The organism is Streptomyces sp. NPDC088923 (assembly GCF_044749745.1).
In the GTDB taxonomy this organism is placed as follows: domain Bacteria; phylum Actinomycetota; class Actinomycetes; order Streptomycetales; family Streptomycetaceae; genus Streptomyces.
This window is the reverse complement of the sequence record NZ_JBIVIO010000003.1, coordinates 462,131-484,818: the sequence shown is the minus strand read 5'-3', so window position 1 is coordinate 484,818 and position 22,688 is coordinate 462,131. Positions and strand designations below refer to the sequence as shown.

The window sequence follows — 22,688 nt, the reverse complement described above, 5'->3', positions numbered from 1 at the left end:
CCGTCGGGCCGGGCCGACTGTGCGGGCCGGGCCGGGTGGCCGCCGGGTGTCCCGGTCCCGGTCCCCGTCAGCCGGTCGCCCGGAAGGCGATGACCGCGATGTCGTCCTTGCCCGCGCGGACGTGCGCGACGAGGTCCCGGACAAGGGCTTCCAGGGGGCGGCCTTCGCGGTGGAGCTTCTCGACGCGTTGGCGCAGGTGCGCGATGCGGTCGGTGATCCTCGCCTCCGGGATCTCCACGAGCCCGTCCGTGTAGAGGAGCAGCGTGTCGCCCTTCGCGAGGAAGAGCTTCGTACTGCTCCGGGCCTCTCCCGTCGGCACGCACAGCGGCGGGTCGGGCTCCTCGCCCAGGCAGTCGACGGGTCCGGCGGCGCGCAGCAGCAGGGGTGGCGGGTGGCCCGCGTTGGCGAGCGTGACGTGCCAGCCGCGCCCGGGGTCGGGACAGAGGAGGGCGTGGACGGTGGTGATGAGCGACGCGGTGCCGAGGCCCTGGACCATGCCGTCGAGGCGATCCAGGGTGCGGGCGGGGTCGGCGTGGGGTCCCGCGTCCCAGGCGAGGCCGCGCAGCATGCTGTTGACGCTGCCCATCGCGGTCGCGGCGTCGAGGTCGTGCCCGGCGACGTCGCCGATCGTGAGGGCGACGGCCCCTCCGTCCAGCCGGGTCGCGTCGTACCAGTCGCCGCCGACCTCCGCGGCCGCGTTGGCGGGGACGTAGCGGGCGCGGATCTCGGCGCCCGCGAGGTCGGGAACGGCGGGGAGGAAGGAGCGTTGCAGGACGAGGGCGGTCTCGCGGGCGCGTTGCAGTTCCAGGGTGCGGCGCAGGGGGCGGCTGAGCCCTTGCAGGACGTCCTGAAGGAGGCGCAGTTCGGGTTCGGCCGGCGGCGGGTTGCCCAGGCAGTTGGCGACGCTCGCGAGGGCGACGACGCGGCCGTCCACGAGGACGGGGAGCAACGCGAGGCTCGTCGCCCCGGCCTCGCGCAGCCACGCCAGCGAGACGGGCGAGATCTTGTCCTCGGGCGGTGCGCCCGCCGGGAAGACGACGAGGCGCGGCTCGCGGTCGCGCAGGACCTCCTCGGCCATGTGCCCGAGCGAGAATCCGTCGCCGAGCGGGGGCAGTACGGGGAGGTCGGGGGCGAAGGCGACGCGCTCGGCGGGGACGGCGGAGCGCGCGGCGAGCGCGGACGGCGCGGTGGCGCCCTGGACCTCGAAGACGGCGATCGAGTCGGCGAGATCCGGCACGACGACGGCGGCGGTCGTGCGGAACGCCTCGGACAGGTCGCGCGCCGTGGAGACCTCGGCCATCCGGGCGAGGAGGCGTTCGCGCGTACTGGCGTACCACTCGCCCTCGGCGTCCGCGACGGTGCCGACCCACTCCCGCCGCCCGTCCGCGCGCGCGACGGGCACGGCGGTGAGCCGCAGGTGCCGGTAGGCCCGTGCGTCCTCACCGACGCGTACGCGGACGACGGAGGTGACGTGGGTGGCCTCGGCGGTGGCGTCGTCCCACTCGCGGGTGAAGCGCTCCCGGTCCTTCGGGTGGACGGCGTCGAGCCAGTCCTCCCCGTCGGCGGGCAGCGGCAGTGCGATCCGTCCGGCGTCGCCGGTTCCGGAGAGCCGGGTGACGCGCCCGTCCGGGCCGCGCGTCCAGACGACTTGGGGGACGGCGGAGAGCAGTGCCTGATAGCGCAGGACGAGTGAGTCGTCGTCCAGCGGGCGCCCGCCGGCTGCCCCGGCGTCCGTCTCCTCGGTGTCCGGGAGCGCTTCGGCGAGCAGGAGCAGCGGCCGGGGGCCTTCGGCGGGGCGCAGGGGCAGACAGAGGAGGACGACGGGGCCTTGCGGATCGCCGTCCTCACGTGTTCCGGCCGGCAGCCGGACCCGCTCCGTGCGGCCCGTGCGGCGGGCCCGGTCCAGTGCCGCGCGCAGGGCTCCGGGGGGTACGGAGGCGCCGGGTGGCGCCACGCGCGGCCCGGTGCGCTCGGCGAACGCGGCGTTGGCGTCCGTGAGGGTGTAGGTGTCGCCCTCGACCAGCGCGATGCCGGTCAGGAGGTGCCGCAGCCCCGGAAGGCCTCCGATGCCCTCGCCGTCCGCCTCCGGCTCTTCGCTCACCACCCCAGAATCCCTCCCTCCCCCGGCCCCTGCAATCGGGACGGGCGCGGGGCCGCTCGCGCGGGAGCCGCGTCTGACCGGGGCGGCCGGGGGTACGCGCGGACGGACGGCACGGCGAGAAGAGTGTGTGCCGTGATGGCCGGGGACACCAGGAAGAGGTGAGCGGGACGTGCAGGTCGACAAGGTCGCGTACAAGCCGGTGGGGCTGGCGCTCGGCATGGGCGCCGGGATGGTGGCGGGGGCCCTGTTCCGGCAGGCGTGGAAGAGGCTCGGGCACGAGGACGAGGCTCCGGCGGCCGGGGACGAGAACCGCCGGTGGGGCGAGATCCTGGTGGCGGCGGCGCTCCAGGGCGCCGTCTTCTCGACGGTGCGGGCGGCCGTGGAGCGGGGCGGGGCGACCGCGGCGAAGCGGCTGACGGGAAAGTGGCCCGGCTGAGGCGGGGGGTCGTGGTCCGGCCGCATGCGGGCGGGCCGGTCCGTGGGGCGCGCCGGCGCGCCCCACGGGTGTCAGCGGGCCCCGGTCACGGAGTCCACGGGTTCTCCACCGCCCACGTGGTGTCCTCGGTGAAGCGGTCCGGTGTGTCGTAGGCGTGGGTGCCGCCCGGCGTGGCGAGCCACACCTCGGAGTTGAAGTGGCGCAGGTACTGGCCGGGGAAGTTCGACGCCATGAGGCGGACGCCGCCCTCGCCGGGGACCGCGCACCACGTGGCGTCGGCCTTGAAGAGCGCGGAGCCGTCGCCCGCCTCGCGGTGGACCCGGAACTCGCGGTGGCGCAGGTACTCGCCGGGGTAGTTGCGGGACTCGAAGGAGTAGCACGCGGAGTCGGCGAGGCCGGGGACGATCTTCCAGGTGGCGTCGGCCTTCAGCACCGCGGGGCTGGACGCCGAGACGGGCTCGGTGTTGGCGAGTCCGTCGTAGTGGCGCAGGTAGCGGTCGGTGAAGCCGGGCGTCGTGACGCGCAGGGACTTGTAGCCGCCGGTCGGGAGGGTGGCGCGGGGCGGGGTGCCGCGCGAGGCGGCGATGAGGGCCTGGTTGGCGGCGCGGACGCGGTTCTCGTCCACCTTGACGACCTGGCGGTCGTAGGTGAGCAGGCCGTTGGCCTCGTTCTCGACATCGGTGATCTCGGTGTAGACGGAGGCCGAGAGGCCGGCGGGCATCTGCTGGAGGCGCAGGGCGTCGATGAGGCCGACGAAGCGGTTGTTCAGGTGGGCGGCGTCGCCTTGGTCCTCGTAGCTGAAGCCGCCGCCGGGGAACCACTCGTGGCCCGCGACGCGCAGTCCGAGGCCGCCGAACTCGCCGAGGACGGCGGCGCGGCTCGCGCTCGGTTTCGTGTTCCCCGGGCCGACGTAGTTGTGGTGGTCGATGACGTCGCCGTTGCCGCCGTCGACGGCGCCGCAGCAGTTGATGCCGCTCATGTTGTCCACGAGGCGGCTCGGGTCGTACGCCTTGACGTCGTTCGCGATGCGGGCCTGGTCGTACTGGCCCCAGCCCTCGTTCTCGTCGACCCACATGACGAGCGAGGGTGAGCTGCGGTGCTCGTCGATGATCTCGTGGTACTCGGCCTCCCACTGGGTGCGGGCGGCGCTGTCGGGGGTGCGCAGGTCCATCGCGGGCATGTCCTGCCACACGAGGAGGCCGAGTTTGTCGGCCCAGTAGAACCAGCGCTGGGGCTCGACCTTGATGTGCTTGCGGACCATGTTGAAGCCGAGGTCCTTGTGCTTCTGGAGGTCGTACTTGAGGGCGTCGTCGGTGGGCGCGGTGTAGATGCCGTCGGGCCAGTAGCCCTGGTCGAGGGTGCCGGTCTGGAAGACGAACTTGCCGTTGAGCACGGGGCGCTGGACGCCGTCGACGCGGGCGAGGGCGATGCTGCGCATCCCGGTGTAGCTGCCTGCCGTGTCGGTGACGGCGGTGCCGTCGAGGAGCTCGGCGCGGACGTCGTAGAGGAAGGGGTCCTCGGGGGTCCACAGGTGCGGCGAGGGTACGGGCACGCTGAGCGCGGTGCCGGCGGTTCCGGTCGCGGTGCCGACGGTGCGCCCGCCCGTGAAGACGGTGACGCGGACCTGGCGGCCGTTCGCCCCGGCGGCGCGGACCGTGGTCCTCAGGGTGCTGCTGCCGAGGTCGGGGGTCATGTCGAGGCGGGTGATGTGGGCGGGGGCGACGGGTTCGAGCCAGACGGTCTGCCAGATCCCCGAGGCGGAGGTGTAGAAGATGCCGCCGCCGGAGTGGGGCTCGACGTCGCCCGAGCGCTGCTTGCCGATCGCCTGGCCACCGGACTGGGTCGGGTCGAGGACGGAGACCACGATGGTGTTGCTGCCGCCCCTGTTCAGGAGCGCGGTGATGTCGTACGAGAAGGCGTCGTAGCCGCCGCTGTGCACGGCGCCCGCCTGCTGCCCGTTGACCCACACGGTGGTGCGCCAGTCGCTCGCGCCGAAGTTGAGGACGACGTTCCTGCCGTCCCAGCCGGCCGGAACGGTGAAGGTGCGGCGGTACCAGAGCTTGTCGTCGGCGGTGACCTTGCGCTTGATGCCGGAGAGCGCGGACTCGGCGACGAAGGGGACCCGGATCTGCTCGCTCCACTGGGCGGGCTGGCCCGCGTTCGCGGAGGTCACGGCGAAGTCCCAGATGCCGTTGAGGTTGGCCCAGTCGGGGCGGGTGAGCTGGGGGCGGGGGTACTCGGGGAGCGGTTTGTCGGTGGGGACCTGGTTGGTCCAGGGCGTCGTGAGGGGTGAGGGCTTGGGGGCCCAGGCGCTCGCGGCGGCCTGGGCGGGTGCGGCGGCGGTGAGGGCGCCCGCGCACAGGGCGAGGACGGCGAGGAGGGCGGCGATCAGGGCGCGCGGGGAGGGTCTGCGGGTGCGGGGCGGGGGTGCGGTGGTCGGGGGCATGGTGCGGCTCCTTCGGGTACGCCGGGCGGGGTGTCCGCCGGCCAAGCGTTTATCACGTACATGACAAGCTGGAGCACGGTTCAGAGCGGGCCCCCCTTCGCGACCCGCCGGGCAACCGGCGGGAAAACAAAGCGACTTGGGGCTCCCTTGACTTTTTACATCGTTGGAAGAGAGCTGTAAACCGCATCGGCAGGACACCGTCCCGCAGTTCTCGGCCCGGTCCGGGTCAGCCCAGTCCGAGGCTCGCGGGCGCGAGGGAACGTACGTCGTGGAAGGAGAGGCCCTTGTCCGTGCCGCGCAGGAGGACGTAGACGCCCTTGCCGCCGTCGTGGCGGGGGGCGTGGGCGAGGAGGTCGGCGTGGTGGTCGCCGTTCGCGTCGAGCAGGGCGAGGGGGAGGAACTCGTTCCAGTGGGCGGCGTTCGGGCGGCCCGGCATCCCCTCGTCGAGAGCGGTGAGCCGCTGGGTGCCGGCGCGGGTGGCGCGGACGGTGATCCAGTCGTCGTGGCGGTGGGCCCCGGCGACACCGATGACGAGATCGCCCCGGGCGTCGCCGTCGACGCGGCCGGTGAGGACCGAGGAGCCGAAGGAACCCTGCCTGCCCTCGTACACGTCCGGCTTCCCGCCCGTGCCCGGGCCGCCGGGGCCCCCGTGCAGGACGGTGACGCGTCCGTGGCCTCCGGGCGCGGAGCCGGGGACGAGGAGTTCGGCGGCCGCGTCGCCGTCCGTGTCTCCGGGGAGCGAGGCGAAGCCGCCCTCGCCCGGGCCCGCCGCGGCGAGCAGGGCCTTCTCGCGCGCACGGTCGCGGCGCGGGCCTTCGGGGCCGCCCTTGTAGTACGCGACGCGGGTGAGGTCCCGCGGCGCGTTGTCGTCGTCCTCGGCGTCGTACCCGTAGCCGAGGACGAGGTCGCTCGCGCCGTCGCCGTCGAAGTCGGCGGCGGCCACGGTGGCGGGGCTGCTGTAGCCGTGCTGGCCGGCATCGACGCCGCGGGTACGGGCGGGGGCGCCGTCGTCGGTGAAGGGGCCCTGGAGGACGCGGGCGGGCCGCTGCGGGTCCTCGGGCAGGGAGTCCGTGTCCCCCGTACCGCCCTGGCCGCCGTCGAAGAGGTCGGTGGTGCCGTCTCCGTCGAAGTCCCCCGCCGCGCGCGGCCGGAAGCCTGCCGGGGTACGCAGGGCGCGCGGCGCGGCGGGGCCGCGCGGTCCGCCGCGCAGGAGCACCGTGGTGCCGCGCGGGGTCGCCGCGACGAGGTCGGTGTAGCCGTCGGCGTCGAGGTCGGCGCGGACCGGTGCCCCCGAGACCTCGATACGGCTCAGGCGACGCGCGTCGAGTCCGTCCTTCGCGCCCCACAGCACGACGCCTTCGTCCTCCCCGTCGCTGAGGAACGCGTCGGCGTACCCGTCGCCGTTGAGATCGGCGGGGTCCGCGGGGCGGTGCGGGTGCCCGGTGGCGAGGGGTGCCGGGTCCGCCGGCGTCGCGTCACCGCCGCACCCCGTGAGCAGGAGCCCCCAGCACAGCGCGCCCGCCGTCAGCCCCGCTCGCGTGCGCCCCATGACTCCCCCGCTTCCCCTGTGATCGTCTCGCGGGGCAGTATGCCGCAGGAAGGAACACGGCGGGGCGGGGAGTCCCGCCGGGACGGACACAGGGACGCCCACCTCGTTGAGTGGGTGTCACCGGCAGGAAAAGAGCGTGCAATGACGGCAGGGTTGCGGGACGAGGATGTCATCGAGGTCGCGGCGGGGGTCCACCTGGTCCACGGGAGCGATACGAACTGGGTGATCGTCAAGGACGGGGACGCGGCGACGCTCATCGACTCGGGGTACCCCGGCGACCGGGACGCCGTGCTCGCCTCGCTCGCGCGGCTCGGCATCGCGCCGCAGGCCGTACGGGCGGTCCTGATCACGCACGCGCACGGCGACCACATCGGGGCGGCCGAGCACCTTCGCACCGCCTACGGGACCGACATCCTCATGCATGAGGAGGAGGTGCCGCACGCGCGCAGGGAGTTCCTGCACCAGGTGACCCTCGGGAAGATCCTCGCGCGGGCCTGGCGGCCCGGGGTGCTCCCCTGGGCGGTGGGCGCGGTGCGCTCGGGAGGGCTCGGCGCGGTGCCGGTCGCCGGGCCGCGGGCCTTCCCCGTCGCCGGGGCGCTGGACCTGCCGGGGCGGCCCGTGCCCGTGCACACCCCGGGGCACACGCGCGGGCACTGCGCGTACCACTTGCCGGAGCACGGCGTACTCGTCAGCGGCGACGCGCTCGTGACCGGCCACCCCACCTCGCGACGGGCGGGCCCGCAGTTGCTGCCCGGGATGTTCCACGCCGACCGGGCCCGTACCCTCGCCTCGCTCGCCGCTCTCGAAAAGGTGAGCGCCGGGACGCTGCTCGCCGGGCACGGCCCAGTCCACCGGGGCGACATCGGCGAGGCCGTCGCGCGGGCCAGGGAGCACGCCGGGGCGTGAGGGATCAGGTGTGCGGGGGCGTCACCGGGGGTGCGGGACTGCGGTCCTCCGCGCCCCAGTCGGCGCGCCCGCCCGGTCCGAGGACGCCGGCCTCGCGGGCCAGTTCGGCGGGCGCGAGGCGGGCGAGAGCGCGGCGGGACACGTACGAGACGGCGTAGGGGAAGACGGGCCGCAGGGGCTGGAGGAAGCGGAGCCACGGCGGTGCGTAGACGGTGGGCGCGCGGCGGGCGATGCCCCGTACGAGCCAGGCGGCGACCTGTTCGGGCGGGTGGACGCGACCCGCGAAGGCCGGCTGGTGGGCGCGCAGCGCGCGCAGGACCGGGTTCCCGTCGAGGTCCTCGATCATGCCGGTGCCGGTCCAGTGCAGGTAGGCGATACCGACCGTGACGCCCACGGGCGCGACCTCGTTGCGCAGCGCCTGCGCGAAGGACTCCGCGCCCGCCTTCGAGGCGCAGTAGGCGCTCATCATGGGCGCGGAGCCGAAGGAGGCCGTGGAGGCGACCTGGAGGAAGTGGCCGCGCGTGGCGAGGAGGTGCGGGAGGAAGACGCGGGCGGTGGCGGCGCTGCCCGCGAGGTTGACGGCGATGACGCGGTTCCACAGCGCGGCGGCGGTGTGCGCGAAGGGGCCGGCCGCCGCGATGCCCGCGTTGGCGACGACGACGGAGGCGGGCCCGAGCCGTTCCCGTACGCAGTCGGCGGCGCCGCGCAGCGCGGGCTCGTCGGTCACGTCGACCTCCAGCGAGCAGGTCGGTACGGGCAGTTCGCGCGCGACGGCCTCCAACGTCTCCAGTTCCCTGCCGAGCAGGGCCACGGCGAGGCCGCGGGCCGCGAGGGCGTGGGCGAGGGCGGCGCCGACCCCGCGTGCCGCGCCGGTGACGACGGCGACGCGGCGGGGGGTGGGGGCCTCGTGTGTCGCGTGATCGGGAGCCGCGGTTCCGCGCCGCATGGGGCCTCCTTGGAGCCGGTCCGGCCGTACGTGTGCTGCCTGCGCCGTCCTGTGTCGTACGTTCGCGAGTCAGCCGATCACGGGGCGCGGGCGGGCGCGAGCGGGCGGGGCCGTTCGGCGGTGCCCGGGGTGCGCGGGCGCGGGGGGCGCGGGAGGCTGGTGCGGCGCGTACCGGTGTGGGACGCGTGCGAGCGCGGAAGGCGGCCCCTCATGACGAAGAAGGACAAGAAGCTGCGGCGTGGCGACGACGTGGCGTGGAGCAGCCACGGTCAGGAGGTGGAGGGCGAGGTGACGAAGAAGGTCGACGAGCGCACGGAGGTCGCCGGGCGCACCGTCGACGCCTCGCCCGAGGAACCGCAGTACGAGGTCGAGAGCGACAAGAGCGGCAAGCGGGCGGTCCACAAGCCGGACTCGCTGCGCAAGAAGCGCTGAACCCGGCCCCGCCTTCCGCCCCGGCGGACGCCCGGCGGGCACCGTGGCCCCATGAACGAGTACGAGGGCGAGGGCACGGACGCGTACCGGACGACGGCGGAGTTCTACGACATCCTCCAGGCCGAGCGGGACGGCCGGCTCGTCGCGCGGTTGTACGGGGCCCGCGTCGCGGCGGCGCGGGGCGCGGTGGTGGACGTGGGCGCGGGGAGCGGGACGGTGAGTCTCATGGCGCTCGCGTGTTCCGGGGCGCCGGTGCACGCCGTGGAGCCCTCGGCGGTGATGCGCTCGTTGCTGCTGACACGTCTCGCGTGGTCCCGGCCGGACCGGCGGGCGCGGGTGACGGTGCATCCCGGGACGCTTCCGGAGGCGGAACTCCCGGACTCTTCTGTGGAGTTGGTGGTGTGCCACAACGTGGTTCCGACGCTCGACGACGCGGCGCGCGGTGAGCTGTGGGAAGCGGCGGCGCGGGTCCTTGAGCCCGGCGGGCTGCTGCTGATGGACCGGCCGCGCGCGCGGGCGCCGCGTGAGGCGGAGGTCGCGGTGTTCACGCCGGTCCGGGTGGGTGATGACACCTACGAGGGCGAGGTGCGGGAGGCGGCGTGCGAGGCGGGGGCCGAGCTGGCGTTCACGTACACGGTGCGGCGCGGGGAGCGGGTGGTGCGGCGGCGCGGCGAACGGTTCCTGACCCGGATGCTGCCGCTGGAGAAGCTGACGGGGGAGCTCGGCGGGCGCGGGCTGCGGTGGGAGGAGACCGGCGAACGGGTGCTCGTGGCGCGACGGGAGCGGTGACGACGTTCAGGAGAGTGCGCGCAGGACCGCGCCGAGCGCGGCGACGCCTTCCTCGATCCCGGTGGCGGGGACGGCGGCGTAGCCGAGGACGAGGCCCGGGGGCCCCGGGCGCATGCGGTGCCAGGACAGCGGCTGCACCTTGACGCCGCGGGCGAGCGCGGCGGCGGCCACGTCGGTGTCGGAGACGGACGGGGCGAGGGTGACGGTGAGGTGGAGCCCGGCGGCGGCCCCGTGGACGACGGCGTCCGGCAGGTGGCGGCCGAGCGCGGCGATCATGGCGTCCCTGCGGCGCCGGTGGCGGATGCGGGACTGCCGTACGTGGCGTTCCAGGTCGCCGCTGTCGATGAGGCGCGCGAAGGTGTGCTGGGCGAGGACGTCGTTGCCGAGGTCGGCGAACCGCTTGGCGTCGACGAGGGCGTCCCGCAGGTGCGGGGGTGGTACGAGCCAGCCGAGGCGCAGGGCCGGGGCGAGGAGCTTCGACGCGCTGCCCAAGTAGCAGACGCGGTCGGCGAGCAGGGTGCGCAGGGCGGGGGCCGGCGCCTGGTCGTAGCGGTGTTCGGCGTCGTAGTCGTCCTCCAGGACGAGGCCGCCCTCGCTCGCCCAGCGCAGCAGCGCGCGGCGGCGCGCGCCGCGCGTGACGACGCCGGTGGGGAACTGGTGGGCGGGGGTGAGCAGGACCGCGCGGGCACCGGTGGCGCGCAGGTCCTCGACGCGGATGCCCGCGTGGTCGACGGGGACGGGTGGCGTGGCGAAGCCCGTACGGCGCAGGTGCTGGCGGACGCCGAGCGAGCCCGGGTCCTCGAAGGCGACCCGGTCGATGCCCTCGGCGCGCAGGACGGGGCCGAGGAGCGAGAGGGCCTGCGCGGCGCCGGAGACGACGAGGAGGTCGTCGGGGTGGACGAGGAGGCCGCGGGTGCGGGCGAGCCAGTGCGCGAGGGCGGTGCGCAGGGCGGACTCACCGCGCGGGTCGCCGTATCCGAGCGAGGCGGTGGGGAGTTCGGCGAGGACGGCACGCGTGGCGCGGAGCCAGGCGGCGCGGGGGAAGGCGGTGAGGTCCGGGCGGCCCGGGGTGAGGTCGATACGGGCGGGCAGCGCGCGCAGGGCGTCGAAGACGGCCTCCTCGGCGGCCGGGGCGAAGGGGTCGGCGGGCGGGGGCTCCGGGGTGCGGGGCGGCGGGACGGGGCGGGGTACGGCGCGGACGACGGTGCCTTTGCGGCCGCGGCCCTCGACGTGGCCGTCCTCGGTGAGGCGCCGGTACGCCTCGGTGACGACGCCGCGCGAGAGGCCGCACGCGGCGGCGAGGGTGCGGGAGGGGGGCAGCCGGGTGCCGGGGGCGAGGCGGCCCTCGGCGAGCGCCCGGCGTACTTCGGCGACGAGCCAGGCGGTCTTGTCACGGGCGGGGACGGCGCGGGTGCCGAACGGGAGGAGGTCGGGGACCGGGAGGGGGGCCGGGTCGGCAACGTGCGCGGGCGGTGGTTCGGGCATCGGGGCGTCCTCGGGTTGCGTGGGAGTCATGGGGTTCGCGGGGTGCACAGGGTTCATCATGACCGGCTCCTCGTCTCCCGCGCTCATCGCGTCCGCGGCTGCCTCGTCCATCAAGAAGCTTGCCGTGCCGGGTCGTTCAGGCGAGCGCGAGCGCCGCGCCAAGGGCGACGAAGCTGCCGCCGAAGACGCGGTTGACCCCCGTGAGCAGGGCGGGGCGGCTCAGGACGTGGCGGCGTACCCCCGCTGCCGCGAACGCGTAACCGGCGAGCGCGAGGAAGGTCAGGGCCATGAAGACGAGGGCGAGAGGAAGCATGGCCGCGAAGGGGTCGGCGGTGCGGGCCGGGACGAAGGCGGGGAGGAAGGCGAAGCAGAAGAGGGTGAGTTTGGGGTTGAGGAGGTTGAGGAGGACGGGCGAGACGAGCAGGCGGGCGCCGCGGGGCGGGGCGGTGGCCGCGTCGACGGCGAGCTTGGCGCGGGCGGTGCGGAGGGTGGAGATGCCGAGGTGGACGAGGTAGGCGGCGCCCGCGTACTGGAGGACGGCGAAGGCCGTGGGGCTGCGGTGGAGCAGCGCCGCGAGGCCGGTGAGTGCGGCGGCGAGGTGGGGGACGGTGCCGAGGGTGCAGCCGAGGGCGGTGAGGAGCCCGGCGCGACGGCCGTGGGCGAGTCCGGTGGAGAGGGTGAGCAGGACGCCGGTGCCGGGGGTGATGACGACGGCGAGGCTCGTGAGCAGGAAGGACAGGGTCATGGGAACCTCCGTGGCGAGTAGGGCTCCAGCCTGGGCGGGCACATGGTCCTGTGGACAGGGCCAAAGTGGGGGCCTTGATGTGGACCAATACGGAGGGACGACGGAGTGCGGAGGAGGGCGGCACGCGCCCTCGCGCCGGGGCGCGGGGGCGCGCGGGGGCGCGGGGGCGCGGGGGCGCGGGGGCGCGCGGGGGCGCGCCACCCGGAGCTCGGCGTTTTATTCCCTACCATCCCTTTCATGCGTTTTCTGGGTGCGGGAGCGAAACGGGTCGCGACGTGGAGACGGGACCCGGTCCTCCTGGCCCCCGCGGTGCTGACGGTGGCGATCGGCCTCGCGGCCGTGCTGACGCCGCCTCAGCTGCCCTTCACGCGGCTGCTCGTGGTGGCGCCCGCACTCGCGGCCTCGCTGTGGCGGGTGCGGGGGACACTGCTGCTGGGCGGGGCGTGCGCGCTCGCGGTGCTGGCGTACGCGGTGCTCGAAAGGGACGACGACTCGATGTTCACGGCGGGCGCGATCGCGGCGGTCGCGCTCGCCGCCGCGTACGCGAGTCATCTGCGCACCCAGCGGGAACGGACGCTGAGCGAGGTGGAGGCGGTGGCGAACACGACGCAGGAGGTGCTGTTGCGCCCGGTGGCGCGGCACGTCGCGCACTTGGAGATCGCGACGCTGTACCTCGCGGCGGCGCCGCACGCGAAGGTGGGCGGGGACTTCTACGCGGCGGCGGACACGCGGTTCGGCCTGCGGCTCCTGCTCGGGGACGTACGGGGCAAGGGGCTGCCGGCGGTGGGGGTCGCCGCCGCGCTGCTCGGCTCGTTCCACGAGGTGGCGTACGAGGCGCACGACCTCTCCGAGGTGGCGGAACGCCTGGACGCGAGCATGGGCCGCTACTGCCGTTCGCGGGCCGGTTCGGGCGCGGAGGAGTTCGCGACGGCCATCCTGGTGGAGATCCCGCGCGAGGGCACACACCTGTCGTTCCTGAACTGCGGGCATCCGCCCGCGCTGCTCTTCCACGAGGGCGTCCCGCGCAGCCTCGATCCGCGCACGGCGTCCCCGCCCATCAACCTCGCGGAGATCCTCGGCCCCACGTACGCGGTGGAGCGGGTGCCCTTCGGGCCCGGCGACACGCTCTTGCTGTACACGGACGGGGTGACGGAGACGCGGGCCCCGGGCGGCGCGTTCTTCCCGCTGGAACGGTGGGCGGGCGCGGTGCCGGCGGGCTTCATGCCGCAGGAGCTGCTGCGGCGGCTGCACCGGGCGCTGCTGGGGCAGAGCAGGGGGAACCTGGACGACGACATCGCGTGCCTCGCCGTTCGGTACGAGGAGACCTCGCTCCCCGCCTGAGAACCGCCCCCGCCAGGTCTTCGGCGGGGGCGATCGCCGGGACTCAGGCGTGCGACAGGCCGGGGACGGCGCGGGGACTGCGGCGCGAGGCGGTACCCGGGACGGGCGCCGAGGGGTCGCTGCCGAGGGCGACGATCTTGTTACCGGCGTCGACGTGGACGACGCGCGGCACGAGAGCGCGCGCCTCGGCGTCGTCGACCTGCGCGTACGACATGAGGATGACGAGGTCCCCGGGGTGGACGAGGTGCGCGGCGGCCCCGTTGATCCCGACGACACCGGAACCGCGTTCGCCCGGGATCGTGTACGTCTCCAGGCGGGCACCGTTGGTGATGTCGACGATGTGCACGAGCTCGCCGGGGAGCAGGTCGGCGGCGTCCAGGAGATCGGCATCGACGGTGACCGATCCCACGTAATGCAGGTCTGCCTCCGTGACGGTCGCGCGGTGGATCTTGGACTTGAACATGGTTCGCAGCATCGGGTACTCCCACGAGTAGGCTCCCTGCCCGCGTTTTCGCAGGTCAAGGGCTGTCCCCCTAGCTTACAACGCTCTCGGGTCCCGCCATGGCGTGGGGAGTGGGCGGGACCGGGTCAGCCGGCGCCCTCCGCGGGCGTGGTGGAGAGAGCCTGGAGACGACGCGGTAGCGGTCACCGCGGTAGACGGAGCGCACGTATTCGACGGGCCGGCCCTGTTCATCGGTGGTGACGCGTTCGATGAGCAGCGCCGGGGAGAGAACGGGTACCTCCAGGACGGCGGCCTCGGTCTCGTCGACGAGGACCGATTCGGTCGATTGGACCGCCTCGAACCCCTCGCTCCCGCGGGAGTCCTCGAGGTGCGCGTGGAGACCGGCCTGCGGGGTGTGCGTGGGCAGGTCGGGGACGAGTTCCCGCGGGATGTAGAGGTGTTCGAGGGAGAGCGGGCGTCCTTCGGCCCTCCACAGCCTCGTGACGTGGACGAGGAGGTCCTGAGGCGCCGCTCCCAGCCGTCGTCCGGGGGTCCCTTCCGCTCGTCCCACGGAGCATCCGAGGACCTGGCCGGTCACGGTGCCCCGGGTGAGCGGCATGGCGAGGCCGCGGCTGTCCGGGACGAGTTCCCGCATGGTCTTCGCGGGAGCCGCGACGAACATGCCGCGGCCATGCTCACGACGCAGCAGTCCGCTGGCGACGAGTTCGTCCGCCGCCGCGCGCAAGGTCGGTCGTGAGACGCCGAGCCGCGCGCTCAGCTCGCGCTCGGAGGGAATGGCCTCTCCCGCCGCGCGTCCTCTGACGAGAGAGAGGATGTGTTGTCGGACCCGCTCCCTCTTGGGTGCGGCGGCGCCGGACATTCCCCGCGTCCCTCCCGTGTCCTCTTCGACGATCTGTTACTTCTGCGGTTTCTTCCGCGCGCGAGGCTTTCGGGGCGTACCGGTCTCCGCTCGACGCGCGCGACGGTCCCGGACCGATGGCCGGGACAAGTCGCGTGGATCTCAGGACAGGTCCGCGGAGGCCGGGACGGCCAAAGACGCCTGCGGGGTCTCGTAGTCGTGGAGGCCGGAACCGTCGGTGAGGAGCGCGGCGACCGCTTGGGCGGACGCGGTGGAGGCGCCGTGGGTACAGAGGTGGGCGTCACCGGGCAGCGAGCCGGGCAGTCCGGTCTCGACCACGAGGGCGTCCGGGCGCGCCGAGACGATGTCCGTCAGCGCCCGGCGCATCCACGCGTGGCGCCCGGCGTCCCTGACGACGACGACCAGCGCGCGGCCGTCGGCGGGAGCGAGCACTCCGGCGGGCAGGGGGGCCTCGGCCGGGAGGTCCTCCTCGCGCAACCGCACCGAGGTGGTGTCGGGGGTGCGGGCGCGCAGGGGCGCCGCGATCCCCCACGGCGTTTCCTTGCCGATGGCGAGATTGGTGCGGGGAGCCAGCTCGACGACGTGCGCGGCCCCGGTCAGGGGCAGTTGGGTGCGTGCGGCGTCGCTGAGGCGGATCGCGCGGCGGGCCGCGTCGAGGCCGACGAACGGGTCGGGTGCGCCCGTGGCGTTGCGGCGCAGCTCCGTCGACCAGGTCGCGAACTCGGCCACGCGACGGGCGGCGTCGGCGAGGCGTGCGGCGGGCAGGTCGCCGCTGAGGACGGCTTCGACCAGGGCGTCGGCGAGGCTGTGGGTGATGCCCTCGCTCGCGTTCTCGCCGCCGACGCAGATCGCGTCGGCACCGGCCGTGATGGCCCGCACGGCGGCGCCTTCGATGCCGTACTCGTCGGCGACCGCGCCCATTTCGATGGCGTCGGTGACGATGAGCCCCTCGTAGCCGAGCTCCTCGCGGAGCAGGGTCGTGAGGATGCGGCGGCTGAGCGTGGCCGGGTGGTGCGGGTCGAGAGCGGGCACGAGGAGGTGTGCGCTCATGATCGCGCGCGCTCCTGCCGCGATGGCGGCGCGGAAGGGGGGCAGCGCCTGGCGGGCGATGTCGCGATCGGATGCCTCGTAGACGGGCAGGCTGTGGTGGGAGTCGACGGCGACGTCTCCGTGGCCGGGGAAGTGTTTTGCGCAGGCGGCGACGCCGGCCGACTGGAGGCCGCGAATCCATGCGGAGGTGTGCCGGGCCACGCTGTCGGGGTCGGCGCCGAAGGAACGGACGCCGATGATGGGGTTGTCGGGGTTGCTGTTGACGTCGGCGCTCGGCGCGTAGTCGAGGCTGACGCCCGCCGCGCGCAGCGTGTGGCCGAGGTCCTGGGCGACGGCGTGGGTCGTCGCGGTGTCGTCGAGGTACCCGAGGGCGTGGTTGCCCGGGCGGGTGGAACCGGTGCGGGACTCGATGCGTGTGACGTCTCCGGACTCCTCGTCGATCGCGATGACGAGTTCGGGGTTCTCGGCACGGAGGCGCGTGGTGAGCGCGGCCACCTGCTCGGGCGTCTCGATGTTGCGGGAGAAGAGCACCACGGACGCGAGGCCGTCCCGGATGGCGGCGAGGAGCCACTCGGGAGCCGTGGTGCCGAGAAAGCCCGGCTGGAGGACGCCGAGTGCGAGGCGGCGCAGCTCCTTCTTGTTGTGCATGGGGTGCCCTTCAGGTGGTGCGTGCCGAACCGCCAGGGGACACAGGGGGGTTGCCCCGCGCCGTTTCCTGGTCTGGACCTTTGACCCAACGCGGCGCGAGGTGCGCTGTCAAGTGGTCTGGACCAGAATCGGCCGATCGTTCACCACGTCGACACACGGAAGCCGGGGCGGGACGTAAAAGTACTGGTCAGTAATGAAACTGACGTGACGTCAGTGACGGATGAGGCGTTGACAGGCTTCGCTGGTCTAGTCCAACGTGGAGGGCGAGGCGCCGCTTCGAACCGAGCGCCCCCGTCTTCCTCCTCACCCGCATCCGTCGTTCGCGTATGCCGTGTGCCCTGGTCAGGACACCGCGCCCGTACGACGCCTCGCCCTCCCCACGCTCGAGAGCCCTGGAGTTCCCTCATGCCCACGGCCGATCCGTACCTGCACCGTGCCGCGACCACCCGTCCCTACTTCAGCGCGGACGGCGAGACCTACCTCGCCGCCACCCCGCTGCGCGAGCTGCGCAAGACGCGCCCGCTGCGCGTGCTGAGCGAGGAGCAGTTCTCCTTCTGGCAGACCTACGGCTACGTCGTGGTCGAGCAGGCCGTCCCGCGCGAGGACGCCCAGCGACTCCTCGACGTCGCCTGGGAGTTCCAGGGGCTCGACCCCGAACGCCCCGAGACCTGGTACGACGAGCGCGAGTACCGTTCCGAGCTGGACCAGGAGCTGCACATCTACGGATTCGTGGAGGCGTACCACCACGAGCTGATGTGGCGGAACAGGCAGCGCCGGCGTGTGTACGAGGCCTTCGCCGACGTGTGGGACTGCGACGAACTGTGGGTCACCCTGGACCGGCTGAACCTCAATCCGCCGAACATCAAGACCCGCGACCGCTCGCTGATCGAGTTCCGCCCGACCGGTTTCGACATCGATCTGCACTGGGACGTCGACAGCACGCGCGGCATCCCGCCCCAGCGCGTCCAGGGCATCCTCGCACTCAACGACACCGTGCCCGAGCAGGGCGGATTCCAGTGCTGCCCCGAACTCTTCCGGCAGTTCGACCGGTGGAAGGCCGAGCAGCCGGCCGACCGCGACCCCATCCGTCCGGCCGTCGACCGCTCCGAGATGCCCGTCGTGCGCCCCGAACTGCGCGCGGGCGATCTGCTCATCTTCAACGGTCACCTCGCGCACGGCGTGGCGGCCAACCTCTCCACCGCCGGGGCCCGCGCGGTGCAGTACCTGTCGATGATGCCCGCCCTGGAGCAGCACGAGGAACTGCGCCGCTCGCGGGTGGACTCGTGGCGGGACCTGAGCACCCCCACCTGGAACGGCACCCTCCTGGGCGACGCCGTGCGCCCGGAGGCCGAGCGCTACCCGCGCCCCGAGCTGGACGAACTGGGGGAACGCCTGCTCGGCCTGCGGTCCTGGCGGGAGGCGGACATGAAGGGGGCGGGCTCGTGCGCAGCGTCTGCCTGACCCTCCCGACCGACCGGGAGTGCGTGACCACCCTGCGGCTTCTGGGCGAGGAAGCCGCCTACGCGGTCGGGCACTTCGACGTCGAGGTCCACCTCCTCGTCCTCGACTCCAGCGCTCCCGAGACGCGCGCGGCCCACCGGGCGGCCCTGGGGCAGCTCTCCCTCCCTCCGCGCGTGCGCGTCCACCACTTCGACGAGGAGGAGCAGCGCGCCTTCCTGCGTCGGGTGCTCGCGGGCACGGACAGCCCGAAGACCGAGCTGCTGCTCGACCTGATGCTTCCCTCGGAGCCCTCCTACGGGGCGTGCACCAACCGGGCGTTCCTCCTCAGCCTCGCGCTCGGCTGCGTGTCCGTGCACCGCAGGGACTCCGACAGCCGCTACCAGGAGCACGACGGCGAGAAGGTCTTCCCGATCCACCACGAGCTGCGGGCGCTGGGCGCGCGGGCCGCCGACCTGATCGGCGACGTGGACGAGTGCGACCTCTCCCCGCGCGAGGCCGCCCGCACCGTCTCGCTGGTCGGGGCGTCCTTCGTCGGCCCGCCCTCCGTCGACATCGCCGAGATCGCCGCCCTGGACCCCGAGGCGTACCACGACGTGGTCAGCCTGTGGGCGCCCGCGGACGCGACCGAGGAGGAGAGGCGGGCGCTGGTCGCCGAGTCGTTCCTCGGCGCGGGCAACGCGGCCTTCGAGGGCGACCACGCGCTGCTGACCCGGGTCGACCCGATGCGGGTCGACATGTGCAACATCGCCTTCCAGGACGTGCACGCCCGCGTCCCGCTGCCCCCCGCGACGAACACCATCGGAAGCGACTACTTCCTCCTCCACCTCGTCCACCACGCGGGTCTCCCCGGCGTCCTGCACAACCGGCACATCGTCAACTACTACACGGGCGAACGCCGTACGGATTCCGGCTTCCTCGCCTATCAGACGCGCTTCGTGAAGTTCCTCCTGTCGATGGCGCACCTCCACCCGGCGTACGCGGCGCTCGCCCGCGCGGGTTCGGGCCTCCTGCTCGACGACGGCACCGTCGACGCGGAGCGGGTGGCCGGCATCGTGCGGCGCGCCGCCGTCGTGGACCCCGCCGAGAACCTCGATCGCCTCGACCGCGTCGACGCCGCCTACCGCCGGCTGGGCGGGCGCTATGCCGACTTCGCCGACCGGCTGCGCCCATCGCGGGAGTCGCTGCCGGCGGAGGCCCGCTCGGACATGGAGGACTACGCCCTGCTCATCGACATATGGCCCGCCCTCGTCGCCGGGGCGCGCCAGGCCGGGCCGCACGCCGCACAGGAGGAAATATGACGTCCCCGCCGCGACCACGCCCCGGGGAGTCGGGTGGCCACGACCGGCTCGTGTACGACCTCGACGGCATCCGCGCCCGGTACGCCGAGCTGTGTCGCGAACTCCCCTCCGCTGCCGTGCGGTTCGCCATGAAGGCGGCTCCCGACGACGGGGTTCTGCGCGCTCTCGCCGCCGTGGGCGCCGGGGTGGACGCGGCCGGGCCGCAGGAGCTGCGGCAGGCGCTGCGTGCCGGGTTCCCCGTCGAGAGCGTCCACTACGGCAACACGATCAAGTCCGACGCGGACATCGCGGAGGCGTACGCCCTGGGGGTGCGCCTCTTCGTGACGGACAGCCGTGAGGACCTCGCGGCACTCGCGCGCCACGCCCCCGGCGCGCGAGTGTTCTGCCGGATCGCCGTGGAGGGCGGGAGCGCGCTGTGGGGTCTCAAGCACAAGTTCGGCTGTGCGCCGGACGAGGGCGTACGGCTCCTGCGCGAGGCGGCCGGTCTCGGTCTCGTGCCCTCCGGGCTCTCGGTGCACGTGGGCTCGCAGCAGATGGACCCCGACGCCTGGCGCGAGGCGTGCGAACGTCTCGCGGCGGTGCTGGAGGCGCTGGGTGAGGCAGGCATCACGCTGGACCACGTGAACCTCGGGGGCGGCCTGCCCGCCCGGGGGTACCTGAGCGCCGAGGGCGAACCGCTCGACCCCCCGCTGGACAAGATCTTCGCCACGCTCCGGGAGGGTGTCGAGCGGCTGCGTGCCGTCCACGGCGGGCACCTCGACGTCGTCATGGAGCCGGGCCGGTGGCTGGTCGCCGACCACGGCACCATCCACGCCCGCGTCGTACGCCTGACGCGGCGGCGCATGCCCGACGGCGTCCTGCAGCACTGGCTCTACCTGAGCTGCGGGAAGTTCAACGGCCTCTACGAGATGGACGCCCTCCAGTACCGTCTGCGCTTCCCCACCCGCTCCGCGGCCCCCCGGGTCCCGGCGGTCGTGGCGGGCCCGACGTGCGACAGCGACGACGCCTTCGCGCACGACCGCGGGCACGTGCGGGTTCCCGCGGATCTGCGCTCGGGCGATCCTGTCGAGATCCTCTCCTGCGGCGCGTACGCGCTGAGCTACACGACGCGCGGATTCAACGGCTTCTCCCCCCTCCCCGTCGTCCTCACCGGCGTGGCGCCGGACGCGCGGGGAGACGGCCTGTGAGCGCGGCGCGCGGGACCGTGGCGTCGGGGCCGGTGGCGGCGGAGCCCGTGATCCACGGCCTCGGCCCGGCGGACTGGGCCGCGATCATCTCCCTGGAGGCCGCGGCGTACGCCCCGCTCGGCCTCTCCGAGAGCCCCCGGGTCCTCCGCGCCAAGGCCGCGGTCTCGCCCGGCACGTGCTTCGTGGCGCGCACCGGGGCGGAGACCGTCGGCGGATACCTGCTCGCGCTGCCCAGCCCGCCGCGACGCCCGCCGTCGTGGGGACGCGCGGAGCCGGCGCCCGCCCTTCGCGAGAACCTGCACATCCACGACCTCGTCGTGAGCCCGCTCCTGCGCGGGCGCGGCCTCGGGCGTCGCCTCGTGGCACACGTGGAGGACGCCGCGCGGGACCGGGGCTGCACCTCCGTCTCGCTCGTCGCCGTGGGCGGGGCGGACCGCTTCTGGGCCGCGCTCGGCTACGTCGCCCAACCGGACGTGGCCGTCACCGACTACGGCGCGTCGGCCGTGTACATGTCCCGCTCGCTCGCGTCGCGGGAACCGTCCCCGGGTCGCTCCGCGTCCCCTGCCCATCACCCCTCACACAGGCGGAGTTGACCTCATGCCCTCCCCCGTTCCCTCGTTCAGACGCGGGCAGTTCGCCACCGCCGCGCTCTTCTGCGCCCTGGGCTTCCAGTACGCCACGTGGGCCTCCCGCATCCCGGCGCTGAAATCCGGGCTCGGCCTGAACGCCGCCGAGGTCGGCTTCCTGCTGATGGCCGCGGGGGTGGGCTCCTGCGTGTCCTTCCCTCTCATCGCGCTGCTGATGCGGCGCCTGGGCTCGCGCCGGCTCGCTCTGCTCTCGACCACGGCGCTGGCCCTCGTCCTCCTCGCCCTGGCCGCCGCCCCCAACTATCCGGTCGCCCTGTTGGTGGTGTGCGTCGACGGGGTCTTCGTCGGTTGCCTCAACACGGCGATGAACGCGCAGGGCGCCGCCCTGGAGGCCCGGTACGCACGGCACACGATGGCGAAGCTGCACGCCGTCTTCAGCGGCGGCTCCTTCCTCGCGGGGGTGCTCGCCTCCGGGGTGCACCTCATGACGTCCTCGCTCACCGCCCACTTCGCCGTCGCCGCCGCTCTCCTCGTCCTGCTCACCGCGGGCGCCTGGACGGGCCTGCTCACCCGTGCGGAAGAGGTCGCGGCGCCTTCCGCGCCCGCCGAGGCGGAAGCAGCACCGGAACCACGCCGCTGGACGCTGCCGGGCGCGGCCGTGTGGTGGATGTGCGCCGCCATGGTCTTCGGGACGGTCGTGGAGGGCGCGATGAACGACTGGTCCGCCCTGTACCTGCGGGATGTCGCCGACGCCTCGGAGCAGCTCGCGCCGCTGGGTATCGCCGTCGTCTCCGGCGTCATGGTCCTCGCGCGGCTGTGCGCCGACGGCTGGCGTGAGCGCTGGGGCGACGGCCGGGTTGTGGTCCTGGGCAGCGCCCTGGCCGGTTCCGGGCTCGTCCTGGCACTCGCGGCCGGGGGTGTCTGGCCGGCCTTCGCCGGTTTCGCCTGTGTCGGGCTCGGTGTCGCCGCGGTCACCCCGTGCGTCTACGTGGCCGCCGCCCAGCAGGGCGGGAACGCGCTCACGCTGGTCGCGGCCATGGGAACGACGGGGCTGCTCGCCGGTCCTCCGCTGATCGGTTTCGTGGCCAGCGCCAGCAGCCTGGTGTGGGGGCTCGCCTGCGTCGCGGGGGCCGCCTACGTGGTCGCGCTGTGCGGCGTCCGCATCCCGTGGCCGGACCGCCGTGCGCGCACTGGCACCGGCTCCAGCGCCGAGGAGGCGGTCGCCGCCTGAACGGCCGCGCCGTTCCCCGGCGCCCTCACGAGTCGTTGCCCTGTCCGCCCGTGGATTCCGGACGGGTCCCGGCCGCCTCGGCGTGCAGCAGCCCCTCGATCGCCGTCAGCCGCTTCCCCAGACGTGCGACGTCGGCGCGCGTCGGGGCTCCCGCGGACTGCTTCAGCACGACGATGAGCTGGCCGTCGGGCTCCAGACGGGCCGAGGCGACGTCGCCGATCCCTTCCCCGTTCTGCACCCGGACGGCATGCTCGATCTCCGAGGGGCGCACGGCCAGCCGCCGGACGGCGCCCGTCATGACGGAGCCGTTCTCGACCACTGTCGTCGACGTTCCCTCAAGGGCACGGGCGATGCGAGGGCTCGCCACGGTCAGCCGGTTCATGAGCGCGTTGACGGCGACGAGGGTGACGGCGCCGACGAGGCCGCCCAAGAGACTGTCGTCCGCTCCGATGACGGCGTTCTGCACCACGTTGGAGAGAAGGAAGACCACGACGAAGTCGAAGGTGTTGAGGCTGGCCAGACCGCGTTTCCCGCTGAGCCGGAAGAGGACCACCATCGCGGCGTACACGAGGACGGTCCGCAGGATCTTCTCCGCGATGGGGAGCTGAATCGTCAGCATGTCGTGCCACACAGCCACTCCTCACAAGACGAATGCCAACATAACGCCCGTCTCGTCGCCAGAGAGGCTTCGTCCCTGGTGTCCCTGGTGTGGAGCGGACGAAATGCAG

The 22,688-nt window shown here is 73.9% G+C and carries 20 protein-coding genes; 10 read left to right on the top strand and 10 right to left on the bottom strand.

Translation table 11 applies throughout. From position 1 onward, the window contains the following. Positions 1 to 67 precede the first annotated feature (67 nt). Positions 68 to 2,104: a SpoIIE family protein phosphatase gene (locus tag ACIP4O_RS17675; protein ID WP_401575379.1), complete on the bottom strand. Its 2,037-nt coding sequence runs from the start codon at positions 2,102 to 2,104 to the stop codon at positions 68 to 70. A 166-nt stretch (positions 2,105 to 2,270) separates the two neighbouring features. Between ACIP4O_RS17675 and ACIP4O_RS17670 the strand changes: the two genes are divergently transcribed. Next, on the top strand, positions 2,271 to 2,537 hold the full coding sequence (locus ACIP4O_RS17670; RefSeq protein ID WP_401575378.1) for a DUF4235 domain-containing protein: 267 nt from the start codon (positions 2,271 to 2,273) through the stop codon (positions 2,535 to 2,537). A gap of 85 nt (positions 2,538 to 2,622) precedes the next feature. On the opposite strand, the gene ACIP4O_RS17665 is transcribed toward ACIP4O_RS17670, so the two are convergent. Together ACIP4O_RS17665 and ACIP4O_RS17660 are read right to left on the bottom strand one after the other, a co-directional pair. After that, the gene (locus ACIP4O_RS17665) at positions 2,623 to 4,983 is read right to left on the bottom strand and encodes an AbfB domain-containing protein (protein ID WP_401575377.1); all 2,361 of its coding nucleotides are present in this window, start codon (positions 4,981 to 4,983) and stop codon (positions 2,623 to 2,625) included. A gap of 226 nt (positions 4,984 to 5,209) precedes the next feature. Next, positions 5,210 to 6,532: an FG-GAP repeat domain-containing protein gene (locus ACIP4O_RS17660; RefSeq protein WP_401575375.1), complete on the bottom strand. Its 1,323-nt coding sequence runs from the start codon at positions 6,530 to 6,532 to the stop codon at positions 5,210 to 5,212. 141 nt (positions 6,533 to 6,673) lie between these two features. On the opposite strand from ACIP4O_RS17660, the gene ACIP4O_RS17655 reads away from it, so the two are divergent. Continuing rightward, positions 6,674 to 7,438: an MBL fold metallo-hydrolase gene (locus tag ACIP4O_RS17655; RefSeq protein ID WP_401575374.1), complete on the top strand. Its 765-nt coding sequence runs from the start codon at positions 6,674 to 6,676 to the stop codon at positions 7,436 to 7,438. Between the two features lie 4 nt (positions 7,439 to 7,442). Here the strand turns inward: ACIP4O_RS17655 and ACIP4O_RS17650 are convergent, their stop codons facing one another. After that, positions 7,443 to 8,384, bottom strand: a complete 942-nt coding sequence (locus tag ACIP4O_RS17650; RefSeq protein WP_401575373.1) for an SDR family oxidoreductase — start codon at positions 8,382 to 8,384, stop codon at positions 7,443 to 7,445. Positions 8,385 to 8,594: 210 nt separating this feature from the next. On the opposite strand from ACIP4O_RS17650, the gene ACIP4O_RS17645 reads away from it, so the two are divergent. Together ACIP4O_RS17645 and ACIP4O_RS17640 are read left to right on the top strand one after the other, a co-directional pair. Beyond that, positions 8,595 to 8,816, top strand: coding sequence for a DUF2945 domain-containing protein (locus ACIP4O_RS17645; RefSeq protein WP_401575372.1), 222 nt, complete (start codon positions 8,595 to 8,597; stop codon positions 8,814 to 8,816). A 51-nt stretch (positions 8,817 to 8,867) separates the two neighbouring features. Further along, positions 8,868 to 9,605 (top strand): class I SAM-dependent methyltransferase, encoded by a 738-nt coding sequence (locus ACIP4O_RS17640; protein ID WP_401575371.1) that lies wholly within the window; start codon positions 8,868 to 8,870, stop codon positions 9,603 to 9,605. 6 nt (positions 9,606 to 9,611) lie between these two features. Here ACIP4O_RS17640 and ACIP4O_RS17635 read toward each other — a convergent pair whose 3' ends face one another. Both ACIP4O_RS17635 and ACIP4O_RS17630 read right to left on the bottom strand, forming a co-directional pair. After that, complete coding sequence (locus ACIP4O_RS17635; protein ID WP_401575508.1) at positions 9,612 to 11,090, bottom strand: PLP-dependent aminotransferase family protein; 1,479 nt, start codon at positions 11,088 to 11,090, stop codon at positions 9,612 to 9,614. 136 nt (positions 11,091 to 11,226) lie between these two features. Further along, the gene (locus ACIP4O_RS17630) at positions 11,227 to 11,835 is read right to left on the bottom strand and encodes a LysE family translocator (RefSeq protein ID WP_401575370.1); all 609 of its coding nucleotides are present in this window, start codon (positions 11,833 to 11,835) and stop codon (positions 11,227 to 11,229) included. 237 nt (positions 11,836 to 12,072) lie between these two features. On the opposite strand from ACIP4O_RS17630, the gene ACIP4O_RS17625 reads away from it, so the two are divergent. Beyond that, positions 12,073 to 13,176, top strand: coding sequence for a PP2C family protein-serine/threonine phosphatase (locus tag ACIP4O_RS17625; RefSeq protein WP_401575368.1), 1,104 nt, complete (start codon positions 12,073 to 12,075; stop codon positions 13,174 to 13,176). Positions 13,177 to 13,219: 43 nt separating this feature from the next. On the opposite strand, the gene panD is transcribed toward ACIP4O_RS17625, so the two are convergent. The 3 genes from panD to ACIP4O_RS17610 all read right to left on the bottom strand — a co-directional run bounded on the left by panD (position 13,220) and on the right by ACIP4O_RS17610 (position 16,196). Then, positions 13,220 to 13,651 carry an aspartate 1-decarboxylase gene (gene panD / locus ACIP4O_RS17620; protein ID WP_401575366.1) on the bottom strand — a complete coding sequence of 144 codons (432 nt, stop codon included), beginning with the start codon at positions 13,649 to 13,651 and terminating at the stop codon, positions 13,220 to 13,222. A 58-nt stretch (positions 13,652 to 13,709) separates the two neighbouring features. Then, on the bottom strand, positions 13,710 to 14,498 hold the full coding sequence (locus ACIP4O_RS17615) for a GntR family transcriptional regulator (protein WP_401575364.1): 789 nt from the start codon (positions 14,496 to 14,498) through the stop codon (positions 13,710 to 13,712). A gap of 141 nt (positions 14,499 to 14,639) precedes the next feature. Further along, positions 14,640 to 16,196: a glycoside hydrolase family 3 protein gene (locus ACIP4O_RS17610; RefSeq protein ID WP_401575363.1), complete on the bottom strand. Its 1,557-nt coding sequence runs from the start codon at positions 16,194 to 16,196 to the stop codon at positions 14,640 to 14,642. Between the two features lie 405 nt (positions 16,197 to 16,601). On the opposite strand from ACIP4O_RS17610, the gene ACIP4O_RS17605 reads away from it, so the two are divergent. Genes ACIP4O_RS17605 through ACIP4O_RS17585 form a run of 5 tightly spaced genes read left to right on the top strand, consistent with a single transcriptional unit; the run spans position 16,602 to position 21,960 of the window. Continuing rightward, entirely contained in the window at positions 16,602 to 17,657 is a 1,056-nt protein-coding gene (locus tag ACIP4O_RS17605; RefSeq protein WP_401575361.1) for a phytanoyl-CoA dioxygenase family protein, read from the top strand. Next, complete coding sequence (locus ACIP4O_RS17600; protein WP_401575360.1) at positions 17,639 to 18,955, top strand: DUF6271 family protein; 1,317 nt, start codon at positions 17,639 to 17,641, stop codon at positions 18,953 to 18,955. Before ACIP4O_RS17605 ends, ACIP4O_RS17600 begins: the two co-directional genes overlap by 19 nt. Beyond that, on the top strand, positions 18,952 to 20,142 hold the full coding sequence (locus tag ACIP4O_RS17595; RefSeq protein ID WP_401575359.1) for a type III PLP-dependent enzyme: 1,191 nt from the start codon (positions 18,952 to 18,954) through the stop codon (positions 20,140 to 20,142). The genes ACIP4O_RS17600 and ACIP4O_RS17595 overlap by 4 nt, the downstream gene beginning before the upstream one ends. After that, positions 20,139 to 20,735 carry a GNAT family N-acetyltransferase gene (locus ACIP4O_RS17590; RefSeq protein WP_401575358.1) on the top strand — a complete coding sequence of 199 codons (597 nt, stop codon included), beginning with the start codon at positions 20,139 to 20,141 and terminating at the stop codon, positions 20,733 to 20,735. The genes ACIP4O_RS17595 and ACIP4O_RS17590 overlap by 4 nt, the downstream gene beginning before the upstream one ends. Before the next feature lie 4 nt (positions 20,736 to 20,739). Then, on the top strand, positions 20,740 to 21,960 hold the full coding sequence (locus ACIP4O_RS17585) for an MFS transporter (protein ID WP_401575357.1): 1,221 nt from the start codon (positions 20,740 to 20,742) through the stop codon (positions 21,958 to 21,960). 25 nt (positions 21,961 to 21,985) lie between these two features. Here the strand turns inward: ACIP4O_RS17585 and ACIP4O_RS17580 are convergent, their stop codons facing one another. Then, a complete protein-coding gene (locus ACIP4O_RS17580; RefSeq protein ID WP_401575356.1) occupies positions 21,986 to 22,591 on the bottom strand; it encodes a DUF421 domain-containing protein in 606 nt (201 codons plus the stop codon). Between the last annotated feature and the right edge of the window lie 97 nt (positions 22,592 to 22,688).

Bases quoted from the DNA above. Each gene is read 5' to 3' on its own strand.
- ACIP4O_RS17610 (WP_401575363.1), bottom strand. From the start codon at position 16,196: ATGCACAACAAGAAGGAGCTGCGCCGCCTCGCACTCGGCGTCCTCCAG.
- ACIP4O_RS17585 (WP_401575357.1), top strand. From the start codon at position 20,740: ATGCCCTCCCCCGTTCCCTCGTTCAGACGCGGGCAGTTCGCCACCGCC.
- ACIP4O_RS17660 (WP_401575375.1), bottom strand. From the start codon at position 6,532: ATGGGGCGCACGCGAGCGGGGCTGACGGCGGGCGCGCTGTGCTGGGGG.
- ACIP4O_RS17605 (WP_401575361.1), top strand. From the start codon at position 16,602: ATGCCCACGGCCGATCCGTACCTGCACCGTGCCGCGACCACCCGTCCC.
- ACIP4O_RS17595 (WP_401575359.1), top strand. From the start codon at position 18,952: ATGACGTCCCCGCCGCGACCACGCCCCGGGGAGTCGGGTGGCCACGAC.
- ACIP4O_RS17615 (WP_401575364.1), bottom strand. From the start codon at position 14,498: ATGTCCGGCGCCGCCGCACCCAAGAGGGAGCGGGTCCGACAACACATC.
- ACIP4O_RS17655 (WP_401575374.1), top strand. From the start codon at position 6,674: ATGACGGCAGGGTTGCGGGACGAGGATGTCATCGAGGTCGCGGCGGGG.
- panD (WP_401575366.1), bottom strand. From the start codon at position 13,651: ATGCTGCGAACCATGTTCAAGTCCAAGATCCACCGCGCGACCGTCACG.
- ACIP4O_RS17625 (WP_401575368.1), top strand. From the start codon at position 12,073: ATGCGTTTTCTGGGTGCGGGAGCGAAACGGGTCGCGACGTGGAGACGG.
- ACIP4O_RS17640 (WP_401575371.1), top strand. From the start codon at position 8,868: ATGAACGAGTACGAGGGCGAGGGCACGGACGCGTACCGGACGACGGCG.
- ACIP4O_RS17665 (WP_401575377.1), bottom strand. From the start codon at position 4,983: ATGCCCCCGACCACCGCACCCCCGCCCCGCACCCGCAGACCCTCCCCG.
- ACIP4O_RS17650 (WP_401575373.1), bottom strand. From the start codon at position 8,384: ATGCGGCGCGGAACCGCGGCTCCCGATCACGCGACACACGAGGCCCCC.
- ACIP4O_RS17630 (WP_401575370.1), bottom strand. From the start codon at position 11,835: ATGACCCTGTCCTTCCTGCTCACGAGCCTCGCCGTCGTCATCACCCCC.
- ACIP4O_RS17635 (WP_401575508.1), bottom strand. From the start codon at position 11,090: ATGCCCGAACCACCGCCCGCGCACGTTGCCGACCCGGCCCCCCTCCCG.
- ACIP4O_RS17645 (WP_401575372.1), top strand. From the start codon at position 8,595: ATGACGAAGAAGGACAAGAAGCTGCGGCGTGGCGACGACGTGGCGTGG.